Below are 13,924 nucleotides of genomic sequence, written 5' to 3' on the forward strand. Positions count from 1 at the left end.
GCGCGGCCGCCGGGGGCGGGTCGGGTCCACCGGGCCGACGGCGGCGGTGGACCCGGCCCGGCCTCACCGGCCGACGTACTCGCGCAGGTGGGTGGCGGTGCGCGTGTCCCCGTGCGCGACCAGGTCGGCCGGGGTGCCGGTGAACACGATCCGGCCGCCGTCGTGGCCGGCGCCCGGGCCGAGGTCGACGATCCAGTCCGCGTGCGCCATCACCGCCTGGTGGTGCTCGATGACGACCACGGTGTTGCCGGCGTCGACCAGCCGGTCCAGCAGGGCCAGCAGCCTGTCGACGTCGGCCAGGTGCAGGCCGGTGGTGGGCTCGTCCAACACGTAGGTGTGCGCCTTCTCACCCATGTGGATGGCCAGCTTGAGCCGCTGCCGCTCGCCCCCGGAGAGGGTGGTCAGCGGCTGGCCGAGACCGAGGTAGCCCAGGCCCACGTCGGCCAGGCGGTCCAGCACCGCGCGGGCCGGCCCGCTCGGGAAGAAGCCCTGCGCCTCGGTCACCGACATGCCGAGCACCTCGCTGATGTTCTTGCCCCGCAGCGTGTACGCGAGCACCTGCGGGGTGAACCGGCGGCCCTCGCACTCCTCGCACACCGAGGCGACGCCGGCCATCATCGCGAGGTCGGTGTAGACGACGCCGATGCCCCGGCACTTCGGGCAGGCCCCCTCGGAGTTGGCGCTGAACAGCGCCGGCCGGACCTTGTTGGCCCTGGCGAAGGCGGCCCGGACCGGGTCGAGCAGGCCGGTGTAGGTGGCCGGGTTGCTGCGCCGGGAGCCGCGGATGGGGGACTGGTCGACGACGACCACCCCCTCCCGGCGGGGCAGGCAGCCGTGGATCAGCGAACTCTTGCCGGAGCCGGCCACGCCGGTGACGACGGTCAGCACGCCCAGCGGCACGTCGACGTCGACGCTGCGCAGGTTGTGCAGGTCGGCGCCGCGGATCGGCAGGTGGCCGGTGGGCGTGCGGACCCGGTCCCGCAGTCGCGCCCGGTGGTCCAGGTGCCGGCCGGTCAGGCAGTCGGCGCGGCGCAGCCCGGCGACGTCTCCGGCGTAGCAGATCCGGCCGCCGTCCGGGCCGGCCCCCGGGCCGAGGTCGACCACGTGGTCGGCGATCGCGATCGTCTCCGGCTTGTGCTCCACGACCAGCACCGTGTTGCCCTTGTCCCGCAGGCGCAGCAGCAGGCCGTTCATCCGGGCGATGTCGTGCGGGTGCAGCCCGACCGTCGGCTCGTCGAAGACGTACGTGACGTCGGTGAGGCTGGAGCCGAGGTGTCGGACCATCTTGACCCGTTGGGCCTCCCCGCCGGAGAGGCTGCCCGACTCACGGTCGAGGCTGAGGTAACCCAGGCCGATCTCGACCAGCGAGTCGAGCAGCTCCCGCAGGTTGGCCACCAGCGGGGCCACCGACGGGTCGTCGATGCCGCGCACGAACGCGGCGAGGTCGCTGATCTGCATCGCGCTGCACTCGGCGATGTTGCGGCCGGCGATCCGCGCGGACAGGGCGGCCCGGTTGAGCCGGGCACCGGCGCAGTCGCCGCAGGTCGCGAACGTGACCGCCCGCTCGACGAACGCCTTGATGTGCGGCTGCGTCGGCTCCTTGTCCTTGCTCAGGTAGAGCCGGCGGACCTTCACCGCCAGGCCCTCGTACGTGATGGTGTGGTTGCCGACCTTCATCTTGGTGGCCGGCTTGTGCAGGAAGTCCCGCCACTGCTGCGCGGTGAAGTCCTGGAGCTTGACGTCGGGGTCGAACAGGCCGGAGCCGACGATGCTCTGCCAGTACCAGGAGTCGACCGCGAAGTTCGGCACGGTGATCGCCCCGTCGTTGAGCGAGCGCTCGACGTCGACGAGCTGGTCGACGTCGAGGTCGGAGACCCGGCCGAGCCCCTCGCAGGTGGGGCACATCCCCTCGGCGAGGTTGAAGCTGAACGCGCCGGCCGGGCCGACGTGCGGCTGCCCCAGCCGGCTGAAGACGATGCGCAGCATCGCGTACGCGTCGGTCGCGGTGCCGACGGTCGACCGCGAGTTCGCCCCCATCCGCTCCTGGTCGACGACGATCGCGGCGCTGAGGTTGCGCAGCGAGTCGACGTCCGGCCGGGACAGGCTGGGCATGAACGACTGGAGGAAGGCGCTGTACGTCTCGTTGATCATCCGCTGCGACTCGGCGGCGATGGTGCCGAACACGAGCGAGGACTTCCCCGAGCCGGAGACGCCGGTGAAGACGGTGAGGCGGCGTTTGGGGACGTCCACCGAGACGGACGCGAGGTTGTTCTCCCGGGCGCCGCGCACCTCGATCATGTCGTGGCTGTCGGCGATGGACCGTGCTGGCTGCGTCATGCGAACCCTTCACGCGAGCGACGGGCGGGGCGACTCCGACCGGTGGTCGCCCCGGGGCCTGGTCGCTTCAATTGTCTCATTCGACCGTCCGTGAAGACTTTTCTCGACGCTGGTCCCGTTCGGCGGCTTTCGAGGGTGGAAAAGTCTCGAAGCGCAGACATCCGGCCGGGAGGCCCGGCACCCGGCGGACGCGGCGGGCCCCGCCCGGTGGGGGTCCACCGGGCGGGGCCCGCGGAAGCGCGCCTGCCCGTCGGTCAGTTCAGGCCGCAGGTGGCCAGGTCCAGGCGCGGGTCGGGGCGCTGGCCGGTGACCCGGCCGATGTCGGTGGCGATCCGGTTGAGCACCGCCACCCGCTTGTCCTTCAGCGGGCCGAGGATGGCGTTGTTGACGAAGTTCGGGCCGCCCTCCGGGCGGACCGCGAGCTGGGCGAGGCGGGCGTTGGCCTCGGCGATCTGCTGGTCGAGCTGGTTCAGCTCGCTCTGCACCTGGCCGGCGGCGGCAGCGGGCACGGCGCCGACCTGGTTGCGCACGTTCGGGCAGTTCACCGTCTGCGCCACGCCGGCGTTGCCACCGTTGTTGCCGTTGCCCGCGTTGCCGCCGTTGTTGCCCGCGTTGTTGCCGGCCCCCGCGTTGCCGCCGGCCGCGTTGCCCGCCCCGGCGGCATTGAGGCCGCAGGTGGCGAGGCTGGACAGGTCGGGGCGCTGCCCGCCGGCCCGCCCGATGTTGATCGCGATCCGGTCGAGCACGGCGATCCGCTTGCTCCTCAGCGGGCCGAGGACGGCGTTGTTGACGAAGTTCGGGCCGCCCTCGGGCTTCACGGCGAGCTGGGCGAGGCGGGCGTTCGCGGCGGCGATCTCCCGGTCCAGGTTGGCCAGCTCCTGCTGGACCCCCGCCGCCGCGCCGGCCGGCACGGCCGGCAGCTGGCCGCGCACGTCGGGGCAGTTCACGGTCTGCGCGCCGCCGGCCGCGACCGCGCCGTCGCTGCCGGCGTTGCCGTTGTCGCCGCCCGCGTCGGCCGGGGCCGCGCCGTTGCGCAGCGTGCAGGTGGCGAGCTGGTCGAGGCCGGCCGGGGCGGTGCCGCCGACCCGGGTGATGTTCAGCCGGATCCGGTCGAGCACGGCGCGGCGCTTGCCGGCGATGTCGTTGAGCTGGCCGTTCGCGGCCCCCGGCTCGCGGGCCAGCCGGGCGTTGACGTTGGCGATCTGGGTCTCCAGGTTGCGCAGCTCCTGGTCCACCCCCGCCTTCGCGGCCGCCGGCACCGCGCCCAGCTTGTCGGCCACGGTCGGACAGGTGACCGACACCGCCGTCGCCGTGCTCTCGCCGGCGTTGGCCAGCGACAGCCCGGCACCGAGCGCCAGTGCCGCGAAGGCACCGACCCCGCCGAGCTTCAGGACGGCATTCTTTCGCGTGCGCCTGACCATGCACCTCTCCTTGTCCTGACCGCCGCAGCGTCCGGGGTCAATTTCCGAACGCGTCGTCGACGGTATGCCGTGACGATTGAAAGAAACCGGAGACCGGCCGGTGGGAACGGCGTCACGCCCGTTCCCGGAATTGTTCCGGACGGTTCCACGGACAGGCGGATACGTCGTGACCGCCCCGGCATGGCGGTCGTGGACGACCCGTTTTCCTTCGCCCGTGAGTACGGATCCTCCGCGGCGATCGTTCAACCCTTTCCCGGCGAGTTTTCGACTCCCGCCGGCCCGCCCGGAGCGGAACCGAGAACGCCCCGGCTCCGGCCCTGGTCCGCCGGACAGCGACCGGTCGCACCGTTAGGGTGCAGGGCATGAGAGCTCCGGTGCTGGCCCTCGCCGCCGCCGTCGTCGTCGGCACGTCCGGGGCGCCCGCGCCGCTCACCGCCCACGCGGCCCGCCGGGCCGCCGCGCCGGCCGCCCCGGTGCCCTGCCCCAAGGCGCGGGCGCCGCAGGTGGAGCGCTCCCCACGGCCCACGCCCCCGCCGTCGGTGCCGCTGCACCGGACGGTGGGCGGCCCGGCGCTGGCGACCCCGGCCCTGGTCGCGCCGGCCGGCGCGCCCGCGCCGCCGCCGGTCACCGCGACCTCCTGGCTGGTCGCCGACCTGGACACCGGGGCGGTGCTCGGCGGCTGCGGCCCACACGAGTACGCCACGCCGGCCAGCGTGCAGAAGCTCCTGCTGACCGCCACCGCGCTGCCGAAGCTGGACCCGAAGCAGACGGTCACGGTGACCCACGAGGACCTGGACATCGCCCCCGGCAGCTCGGCGGTGGGCCTGGTGGAGGGCGGTCGCTACACCGTCGAGACCGTCTTCCTGGGGCTGCTGCTGCAATCCGGCAACGAGGCGGCCAACGTGCTGGCCCGGCTGATCGGCGGCCCCGACGGCGCGGCCGGCGGGGTGCGCGCGATGAACGCCGAGGCCCGCCGCCTCGGCGCCCTGCAGACCCACGCGGTGACCCCGTCCGGCCTGGACGGGCCCGGCCAGTTCACCAGCGCGTACGACCTGGCGTTGATCGCCCGGGTCTGCTTCGCCGACCCCACCTTCCGCCGGTACACGCTGACCGAGCAGGCCCGGATCCCCGACCAGCCCGCGCTGCGCCGCAAGGGCTTCCAGATCCAGAACGAGAACCAGCTCGTCTACCGCTACCCGGGCGCGCTGGGCGGCAAGACCGGCTTCACCGACTACGCCCGGCACACCTACGTCGGCGCGGCGCAGCGCGGCGGCCGGCGGCTCGTGGTGACCCTGCTCGGCGCCGAGCCCCGGCCGATGCGCGGCTGGGAGCAGGGCGCGGCGCTGTTGGACTGGGGCTTCTCGCTGCCCCGCGACGCCTCGGTGGGCCGCCTCGTCGCGCCGGGGGAGACGGCCGCCAACGGCGCGCCCGTGGCGTCCCCGACGGCTGGCGCGCCGGTCACCCCCGAGCCGCGCGCGGTGGCCGCCCACCGGGCCGTCCCGTCGGGCTGGGCGGCGACCTGGCCGTTCGCCGCCGTGGCCGCCGCCGTGGCCGGCCTGCTCGCCGCCGTGCTCCTGCGCCGCCGCCGACGCCGGGCCTGAGCCGCCCGCCCGAGGCGATGCGCCGCGGTAGGGCGGGAGTCAAGCCGCGCCGAACGGGTAAGCGCGCGCGGTGAACGCGCAGCACCGGGGGACGATCGTCGTCGTGTCGGCGGACGTGGGGGCCGGGCACGACTCGGCCGCCGCCGAGCTGGCCCGGCGGCTCGCCGACCGGGGCTTCGCGGTGCACCGGGTGAACTTCCTCGACCTCCTGCCCCGCCCGGCGCGGTGGATGTTCCGCGAGGCGTACCGGGGTGTGCTGCGCTGGGCGCCGTGGGGATACGACGCGCTGTTCGCCATCACCGGCCGGTCCCGGCTCACGGTGGCCGTCCTGCGGGGCGCGCTCGCGCCGCTGCGGGGACGCGCCCGGCGGGCCGTCCCGGCCGGCACCCGGGCGGTCGTCACCACGTACCCGTTCGCGAACCAGCTCCTGGGGCCGTTGCGCCGCAGCGGGGTGCTCCCCGTCCCACTGGTCACCTACGTCACCGACTTCGTCGTGCACCCGACCTGGGTCGCGCCCGGCGTGGACGTCTACTGCACCCTGCGGCACGCCCGCCACCACACGTCGGGAACCGGCGCGACGCTCGACGTCCGCACGGTCTCGCCGCTGGTCTCGGCCGACTTCCCGGCGGCGACGCAGACCACCCGCCGCGCGGCCCGGCGGCGCTTCGGGCTGCCGGAGCGGGAGCGGCTCGTGCTGATCGTGGCCGGGGCGTGGGGGACGGGCGACGTCGAGGCGACCGTCGCCGCCGTGGACGCGGCCGACGGGGTGCGCACCGTGGTCGTCTGCGGCCGCAACGCCAGCCTTTGCCAGCGGCTGCGGGGGCTCACCCGGCACGTTCTCGGCTGGGTCGACGACATGCCCACGCTGATGCGGGCCGTCGACGTGGTGGTCGAGAACGCGGGCGGGCTGACCTGCCAGGAGGCGCTGAGCTGCGGACTGCCGGTGATCACCTACCGTCCCCTGCCGGGACACGGTCGGGCCAACGCCGCGATCCTCGCCGCCGCCGGGCTGACCCGCTGGGCCCCGTCCGCCGAGCAGCTGCGGCGGGCGCTGGCCACGCCGGATCCGCCGTCCGCCGGCGGGTGGACGGGCGGCTGGGCGGACCCCGCCGCCCTGGTGGCCGACGAGGCGGGGCGGCAAACCGGCGGGGGCTGCGCCGCGTACCGCAGGAGGAGGGCCGTGCTCGACGCGGTGGACGAGGCGGTCGGCGTGCTGGCCACGGTGCTGCCGTCGATCCGGTGGGTGGGCGGGCGGTGACCGCGCCGCGCGGCCGTCGCCGCTGCGCCCTCGCGCTGGCCGGCGCGGCCGCGGTCGCGGTCGCCGCCCACGCCGGCCCCGCGACCACCGCCGTGGGGCCGGTGCGCCGCCGGTTCCTCCCCCGGCTCGACGGGGCGGGCCCGCCCGGACGGATCGCGCTGACCTTCGACGACGGGCCCGACCCCGAGTCCACCCCGCGCTTCCTCGACGTGCTCGCCGCGCACCGGACGCGGGCCACCTTCTTCGTGCTCGGCACGATGCTCGTGCGGTCACCCTGGCTGGCGGCGGACCTCGTCGCCGGCGGGCACGAGGTGGCCGTGCACGGCTGGGAGCACCGCAACCTGCTGGGCCGGGGCCCGCTGGCCACCTACCGGGACCTGGCCCGCACCCGGGCGCTGGTCGAGGCCGCCACCGGCCGGGCCCCGCGCTTCTTCCGCCCGCCGTACGGCGTGCTGACCGGCCCGGCGCTGCTGGCCAGCGCGCGGCTCGGGCTGACCCCCGTGCTGTGGACCCGCTGGGGGCGCGACTGGACGGCGGCGGCGACCCCCGACTCGGTCTTCGACACCGTCACCGCGCGGCTGGCCGGCGGCGACACCGTCCTGCTGCACGACGCGGACTGCGCCGCGGCCCCCGGGGCGTGGCGGGCCACCCTCGCCGCGCTGCCCCGGTTGCTGGCGGAGTGCCGCCGCCGGGGCTGGACGGTGGGCCCGCTCGGCGCGCACGGGGCTTCCCCGCCGGGGCCGGTGCCGACCCCGTGAGCCTGGCGGTGGCGTGCGCCCTGGGCGCGGCGTTCTGCTTCGCGGTGTCCACGGCGATGCACCAGCGGGCCGCGAAGGGGCAGCGGCGGCACCACCCGCTCGACCCCCGGCTGCTGCTGCGGCTGCTGCGCACCCGCCTGTGGCGGCTCGGCTGGGCGCCCGACGTCGCCGGGGTCGCCCTCCAGGCGGTGGCCCTGCGGTTCGGGCCGCTGGCGCTCGTCCAACCGCTGATGGCCAGCGGCCTGTTCATGGCGATCCTGATCGAGGCCGGCTGGAACCGGCGGCGGGCGGGGGCGCGGGACCTGCTCGGCGCGGCGGTGGGGCTGGCCGGGCTGGCGGCCTTCCTGGCCGCCGCCGAGCCGCAGGCGGGGATCGCCGCGCCGACGGCGGGGGCCTGGTGGCGGGTGGCGCTGGGCGTCGGCGGGATCGTCGCGGTCGCGCTGGCGCTGTCGGCGCTGGTCACCGGGGCGGCCCGGGGCGCGCTGCTCGGCTTCGCCGCCGGCACCCTCTACGGCGTCGCCGCGGCCCTGGTCAAGGCGCTGGCCGCCGGCCTGCACGGTGATCCCCGCGCCCTCGTGGCCGACCCGTTGCTGCCCGCCTCGGCCGTGGTCGCCGTGACCGGGCTGGTGATCAACCAGAGCGCCTTCCAGAGTGGCCGGATCGCCGCTCCGCTCACCGCGCTCACCCTCGCCGACCCGGTGGTGAGCGTGGTGCTCGGGGTGACCGTGTTCCAGGAGAGGGTCACCCTGGGCGGGCCCCGGGCCGCCGTGCTGGCCCTGGCGGTGGTGGCCATCGTGGCCGGGGTCTGGCTCGCCGGCACCGCCTCGCCGGTGTCGCCGGGGGCCGGGCGCGTGTCGCCGTCGACAGGAGGCCGAGCCGATCCATAGACTGCGATCTTTCTGGAGTCACGAGCCCAGGAGGACGCCACGTGTCGAGGTCATCCCGCCGGCAGCCGGTCCCGCCGCCCCCGGCCCGTCCCCGCCGGCCACGGGCGTTGTCCCGGCTCGCCGGGGTCGCGCTGCTCGCCACGGGCCTGGTCGGCGGTAGCGCCGCCGTCGCCGTCGCCGCGCCGCCGTCGGCCACCGGGCGCGCCGCCGCCGAGCCGCCGCCGCAGACGACGCCCGGGCCGTGCGCGTACACCGAGACCCCCGACGAGCCGCCCGCCCGGCCCGTCCCGCTGCCGCCCGACCCGCGCCGGACGCCCGACCACGGCACCGTGCGGGTCACGCTGCGCACCAACCACGGCCCGATCGGGCTGACCCTCGACCGCGAGCAGGCCCCCTGCACCGTGCAGAGCTTCCTGCACCTGGCCCGGCACCGGTTCTACGACCGCACGCCGTGCCACCGGCTCACCGCGTACCCGACGCTGAGCGTGCTCCAGTGCGGCGACCCGTCGGGCACCGGCGAGGGCGGGCCGGGCTACCGGTACGCCGACGAGCTGCCCACCGGCCTGCCGCCCGCGCCGACGGACCCGACGGGCGAGCGCCGCCTATACGCCCGGGGCCTGCTCGCCATGGCCAACGCCGGCCCCGACACCAACGGCAGCCAGTTCTTCCTGGTGTACGCGGACTCGGCGCTGCGCCCGAACTACACCGTCTTCGGCGAGGTGGACGCCGCCGGCCTGGCCACCCTGGACCGGATCGCCGCGGGCGGGATCGCCCCCACGCCCGAGGACCCGGCCCCGGTCGACGGCGCGCCCGCGCTGCCGGTGGAGATCCGTCGGGCGGTGCGCGGGCGCTGAGCCCGCCGCCGGCCACCGGATCCGGCGGGTTGCCGCGGACCGGGCGGAACTGCTGCTAGAACGGTGGCATGGGACGGCGGCGCGGGGCGGATCGGTCCACCCGGTCCGCCCGCGCCGCCGCCCCGGCCGTGGTCGTCGTGACGGTCGTCGCGCTGCTGCCCGGCTGCCCCGCGCCGCAGCGCCCGACGCCGGCGCCGGCCAGTCCGTCCGCCCCGGCCACCCCGACGCCCGCCGGGTCGCGCGCCCCGACCGGGTTCGTCGACCTGTCCGACCTGGACCCGACCGTCGTCACCGACATCCGGTACGCGACCGCCCACAACTTCGTCGGCCGTCCGATCGCCGGCTACCGGGAGCCGCTGTGCCTGCTCACCCGGCCCGCCGCCGACGCGCTGCGCCGGGCGCAGCAGGCGGCCCGCGCCACCGGCCACCGCCTCAAGGTGTACGACTGCTACCGGCCCCAACGCGCCGTCGACGACTTCGTCGACTGGGCGGGGCGGCCCGGCGAGCAGAAGATGAAGTCCGAGTTCTACCCCGACGTGGCCAAGTCACGGCTGTTCGCCGACGGCTACCTCGGCGCGCCCACCGCGCACAGCCGGGGCAGCACCGTCGACGTGACGCTCGTGCCCGACCCGCCGCCCGGGCAGCCCCCGTACGTGCCCGACGCGCCCCTGGTGGCGTGCACCGCCCCGGTGGGGGAGCGCTACGCCGACAACGGCGTCGACATGGGCACCGGCTTCGACTGCTTCGACCCGCGCGCCCACACCGCCGACCGCCGGATCACCGGCGCGGCCCGGGACAACCGGGAGCTGCTGCTGCGGCTGATGGCCGACGCCGGCTTCACCAACTATCCGCGCGAGTGGTGGCACTACCGCCTGGCCGACGAGCCGTACCCCGACACCTACTTCGACTTCCCGGTGGCCCGCTCGTCACTGTGACCGGTCGGCGGGGGAGCGCAGCGGCAGCCAGGCCAGCACGTCGGAGATCTTCTCGTCCCAGTACGCCCAGTCGTGGTCGCCGGGGGAGAAGTCCACGGTCAGCGGCACGCCCCGCCGCCGGGCCGTCTCGACGAAGCGGGTGTTGTCGTCGAACAGGAAGTCCTCGGTGCCGCAGGCGACGTAGAGGGCCGGCAGGTCGTCGCCGGCGCGTTCCAGCAGCGCCACCGTGTCGTCGTCGCTGCCGGGCACCGGCCGGTCGCCGAAGACCGTGTGCCACACCGCCGGGTCCAGCGGGTGGGTGGGGTGGTGCCGCCGGTGGGCGACGTTCAGCGCCCCCGACAGGCTCGCCGCCGCCGCGAACCGCCCCGGCTCGCGCAGCGCCCACTTCACCGCGCCGTAGCCGCCCATCGACAGGCCGGCGACGAAGGTGTCCTCCCGCCGGTCGGACAGCCGGAAGAACGACCGGCAGACCTCGGGCAGCTCCTCGCTGAGGAACGTCCAGTAGCGGTTGCCGTGCTCCTCGTCGGTGTAGAAGCTCCGCGCCACCTGCGGCATCACCACGGCCAGGCCGAGCGGAGCGACGTACCGCTCGACGGAGGTGCGCCGGGTCCAGATCGTGTCGTCGTCGCTGAGGCCGTGCAGCAGGTACAGCACCGGCGGGTCGCCGGCCGGCGCGCCGCCGGCCAGCCCGATGCCGACGCCGGCCGGGTCCGGCAGGAGCACCGTCATCGAGGTGCCCATGCCCAGCGCCTCGGAGTGGAAGTTGCACCGGATCAATGCCATGGGCGTGGATGCTACGCGCCGCAGGGCGGCGGCGAGGCCGGCGGAGCCCGCCGGCCGGGGCGGGACCTAGGTCCGGTCGACGCAGGAACTTCGTCCCGAGTCGTCCGCGAGGGTGGCTGCCCGGTTAACCAGGCTGTAACGTCCGCCCTGCTGGATCCGTCACAGAGAAGTGGGAGTCAGTGGTGACCGACGTGTCGACGGCGCTGGGCGTGCGCCTCTATCCCGACCTGGTCGAGCTGGGCGGCCTCGCGTCCGCGCTGGCCCTGGCCGCCACCCGGTGCGGGGCCGACGTGGGCCGCATCAGCGCCCCCGAGCAGGGGCGGGGCCGGTTCACCTGCGCCGAGCTGCGCTCCGAGCGGGGCACCATCTGCGTGGGCCTGGGCTCGCAGGCCCGCTACTTCATGGTCGACATCGCGGGCGCGGACGGCTGCCGGGCCGACGGCGACACCACCGACCTGGACCAGGTCGTGCGGATCGCCGACGCCTGGCGCGGCGGGGCGAGCCTCGGCGAGCTGCGGGCCCGCTTCCCGTTCCTCGACCACGTCTCCGAGCCGGTCGTCGAGGGCACCACCCGCGCCTGATCCGCCGGCGACCGGGCCGATTATCCGTTGCCGGCCGTCCCGCCCCCGGCCTACCTTTCCTCATCCGACGGGGAGGGACTCCTCGTCCGACGAGGAGAGACACGATGGCCTTCACCCCGCTGCCCGGCACCCGCGCGCCCGTACGGGTCTGGACCGACCCGTACGCGATCGAGCCGCAGGCCGCCCGGCAGCTGCGCAACATCGGCGCGCTGCCGTGGGTCGAGGGCGTCGCCGTGATGCCCGACGTCCACTTCGGCAAGGGCGCGACCGTCGGCTCGGTGATCGCGATGCGGCAGGCGGTCTCCCCGGCCGCCGTCGGCGTGGACATCGGCTGCGGCATGTCGGCCGTGCGCACCTCGCTCACCGCCGCCGACCTGCCCGACGACCTCGCCGGGCTGCGCTCGGCGATCGAGGCCGCGATCCCGGTCGGCTTCGCCAAGCACGACGACCCGGTCGACCCGCGCCGGGTGCGGGGGCTGGAGCAGCGCGGCTGGGCCGACTTCTGGGCGGGCTTCGCCACCCTCGACGAGCGGGTGGCCCCGCTGGAGGGCCGCGCCCGCCAGCAGCTCGGCACCCTCGGCGGCGGCAACCACTTCATCGAGGTCTGCCTCGAGTCCGGCGGCCCCGACGCCGGCCGGGTCTGGCTGATGCTGCACTCCGGCTCGCGCAACATCGGCAAGGAGCTGGCGGAGCGGCACATGGCCGTCGCCCGGCGGCTGCCGCACAACGCCGGGCTGCCCGACCGGGACCTCGCGGTGTTCCTCGCCGGCACCCCGGAGATGGCGGCGTACCGGCGGGACCTGTGGTGGGCGCAGGAGTACGCCCGGCGCAACCGCGCGGTCATGTTGGCCCTGCTCTGCGGCGTGGTGCGCGACGCGGTGGGGCAGGTCGGCTTCGACGAGCCGATCAGCTGCCACCACAACTACGTCGCCGAGGAGACCTACGACGGGGTGGACGTGCTGGTCACCCGCAAGGGCGCGATCCGGGCCGGTGCCGGTGACCTGGGCATCATCCCCGGGTCGATGGGCACCGGGTCGTACATCGTGCGCGGCAGGGGCAACCCCGACGCGTACTGCTCCGCCTCGCACGGGGCCGGGCGGCGGATGTCGCGCGGGCAGGCGAAGCGGACGTACGGCACCGCCGACCTGGTGGCGCAGACCGCCGGCGTGGAGTGCCGCAAGGACGCCGGGGTGGTCGACGAGATCCCGGCCGCGTACAAGGACATCACGCAGGTGATGGCGCAGCAGGAGGACCTGGTCGAGGTGGTCGCCCACCTCAAGCAGGTGGTCTGCGTGAAGGGCTGACCGGGGTCGCCGCCGGGGGCTTGTCCGGGCCTACCGGCGGCGGCCCTGGGCGCCCTTGAGGCGGCGGCCCAGCTCCCGGGCGATCTCCCGCTTGGCGTCGCGTTCGGCGAGGGCCTGCCGCTTGTCGTAGGACCGTCGGCCCCGGGCCAGCCCCAGCTCCACCTTCGCCCAGCCGTTGGAGAAGTACAGCGACAGCGGCACGAGCGTCAGCCCGCCCTCGCGCACCCGGTCGAGGATCCGGTCGATCTCGATGCGGCGCAGCAGCAGCTTGCGGGTGCGCCGGGGCTGGTGGTTGGTCCAGCTGCCGAAGCCGTACTCGGCGATGTGCAGGCCGTGCAGCATCAGCTCGCCGTCGTGCTCCTGGGCGAAGGCGTCGACCAGCGACACGTACCCGGCGCGCAGCGACTTCACCTCCGTGCCGGCGAGCACCAGCCCCGCCTCGTACGTCTTGAGGATGTCGTAGTCGTGGCGGGCCTTCTTGTTCGACGCGACGAGGGTGCGTCCGGTCTCCCTGGGCACGGTCGGCCTCCCGCTGCTGGTTGCGCCCCGACGGCGAGAGGCTAGCAGCCGCCCGCCCGGTAATCGGGTGGAGCCGCGCGACGGAGGCGACCACAATGCCGCCATGGACCACCGCACCATGGTCAAGTTGAGCAAGCGGATGTCGAAGGCGCTGCGGCACGAGCCGTACCGCCTCGGCCTCGCACCGGACGGGGCCGGCTGGGTGCCGGTCGACGACCTCCTCGCCGCCCTGCGGGTGGGGCGGCCCGACCTCGACGCGGTCGTGGCCGGGAACGACAAGCAGCGCTTCGCGGTCGAACGCGGCCCCGACGGGGTCGAGCGGATCCGCGCCAACCAGGGCCACTCGATCCCCGTCGAGCTGGGGCTGCCGGCCGCCGAGCCGCCCCCGCGGCTCTACCACGGCACCGGCGCGGCGGCCCTCGACTCGATCCGGGCCACCGGGCTGCACCGGGGCGGCCGGCACCACGTACACCTGTCGGCCGACGTGGAGACGGCCCGCCGGGTCGGCGCCCGGCGCGGCGGCGCGGTGGTGGTGCTCGCCGTCGACGCGGCGGCGATGGCCCGCGCCGGGCACGCCTTCCACCGCAGCGCCAACGGGGTCTGGCTGACCGACGCCGTCCCGGCCCAATACCTGAGCCCGGGCGGGTAGGGGCACCCCGCAAACCCCGGCGCGGCATTGAAAGTCG

General features: G+C 75.6%; 13 protein-coding genes. 9 read left to right on the forward strand and 4 right to left on the reverse strand.

Going from position 1 to position 13,924, the window contains the following annotated elements:
• Positions 1-63 precede the first annotated feature (63 nt).
• Together HDA31_RS13240 and HDA31_RS13245 are read right to left on the reverse strand one after the other, a co-directional pair.
• Positions 64-2,337 (reverse strand): ATP-binding cassette domain-containing protein, encoded by a 2,274-nt coding sequence (locus tag HDA31_RS13240; RefSeq protein WP_178065300.1) that lies wholly within the window; start codon positions 2,335-2,337, stop codon positions 64-66.
• A 254-nt stretch (positions 2,338-2,591) separates the two neighbouring features.
• Positions 2,592-3,758: a hypothetical protein gene (locus HDA31_RS13245; protein WP_246383928.1), complete on the reverse strand. Its 1,167-nt coding sequence runs from the start codon at positions 3,756-3,758 to the stop codon at positions 2,592-2,594.
• Between the two features lie 362 nt (positions 3,759-4,120).
• Here HDA31_RS13245 and HDA31_RS13250 point away from each other — a divergent pair, with 362 nt between their 5' ends.
• The 6 genes from HDA31_RS13250 (at position 4,121) to HDA31_RS13275 (ending at position 10,051) form a co-directional block, all read left to right on the forward strand.
• Positions 4,121-5,359 carry a D-alanyl-D-alanine carboxypeptidase family protein gene (locus tag HDA31_RS13250; protein WP_178065301.1) on the forward strand — a complete coding sequence of 413 codons (1,239 nt, stop codon included), beginning with the start codon at positions 4,121-4,123 and terminating at the stop codon, positions 5,357-5,359.
• A gap of 70 nt (positions 5,360-5,429) precedes the next feature.
• Entirely contained in the window at positions 5,430-6,617 is a 1,188-nt protein-coding gene (locus tag HDA31_RS13255; protein WP_178065302.1) for an MGDG synthase family glycosyltransferase, read from the forward strand.
• The gene (locus HDA31_RS13260) at positions 6,614-7,375 is read left to right on the forward strand and encodes a polysaccharide deacetylase family protein (protein ID WP_246383931.1); all 762 of its coding nucleotides are present in this window, start codon (positions 6,614-6,616) and stop codon (positions 7,373-7,375) included. Before HDA31_RS13255 ends, HDA31_RS13260 begins: the two co-directional genes overlap by 4 nt.
• Positions 7,372-8,262: a DMT family transporter gene (locus HDA31_RS13265; protein ID WP_178065304.1), complete on the forward strand. Its 891-nt coding sequence runs from the start codon at positions 7,372-7,374 to the stop codon at positions 8,260-8,262. Before HDA31_RS13260 ends, HDA31_RS13265 begins: the two co-directional genes overlap by 4 nt.
• A gap of 41 nt (positions 8,263-8,303) precedes the next feature.
• Positions 8,304-9,116 (forward strand): peptidylprolyl isomerase, encoded by an 813-nt coding sequence (locus HDA31_RS13270; RefSeq protein WP_246383934.1) that lies wholly within the window; start codon positions 8,304-8,306, stop codon positions 9,114-9,116.
• Positions 9,117-9,184: 68 nt separating this feature from the next.
• Complete coding sequence (locus HDA31_RS13275; protein ID WP_178065305.1) at positions 9,185-10,051, forward strand: M15 family metallopeptidase; 867 nt, start codon at positions 9,185-9,187, stop codon at positions 10,049-10,051.
• Here the strand turns inward: HDA31_RS13275 and HDA31_RS13280 are convergent.
• The gene (locus HDA31_RS13280; protein ID WP_178065306.1) at positions 10,043-10,834 is read right to left on the reverse strand and encodes an alpha/beta hydrolase; all 792 of its coding nucleotides are present in this window, start codon (positions 10,832-10,834) and stop codon (positions 10,043-10,045) included. The genes HDA31_RS13275 and HDA31_RS13280 overlap by 9 nt on opposite strands.
• 182 nt (positions 10,835-11,016) lie before the next feature.
• Between HDA31_RS13280 and HDA31_RS13285 the strand changes: the two genes are divergently transcribed.
• A complete protein-coding gene (locus tag HDA31_RS13285; protein WP_074479347.1) occupies positions 11,017-11,415 on the forward strand; it encodes a hypothetical protein in 399 nt (132 codons plus the stop codon).
• Between the two features lie 104 nt (positions 11,416-11,519).
• A complete protein-coding gene (locus HDA31_RS13290) occupies positions 11,520-12,719 on the forward strand; it encodes an RtcB family protein (protein WP_178065307.1) in 1,200 nt (399 codons plus the stop codon).
• A gap of 30 nt (positions 12,720-12,749) precedes the next feature.
• Here HDA31_RS13290 and smpB read toward each other — a convergent pair whose 3' ends face one another.
• On the reverse strand, positions 12,750-13,238 hold the full coding sequence (gene smpB / locus HDA31_RS13295; RefSeq protein WP_074479328.1) for an SsrA-binding protein SmpB: 489 nt from the start codon (positions 13,236-13,238) through the stop codon (positions 12,750-12,752).
• A gap of 103 nt (positions 13,239-13,341) precedes the next feature.
• On the opposite strand from smpB, the gene HDA31_RS13300 reads away from it, so the two are divergent.
• On the forward strand, positions 13,342-13,887 hold the full coding sequence (locus tag HDA31_RS13300) for an RNA 2'-phosphotransferase (protein WP_178065308.1): 546 nt from the start codon (positions 13,342-13,344) through the stop codon (positions 13,885-13,887).
• Positions 13,888-13,924 lie beyond the last annotated feature (37 nt).

Origin of the sequence: Micromonospora carbonacea (assembly GCF_014205165.1) — a bacterium.
In the GTDB taxonomy this organism is placed as follows: Bacteria; Actinomycetota; Actinomycetes; order Mycobacteriales; family Micromonosporaceae; genus Micromonospora; species Micromonospora carbonacea.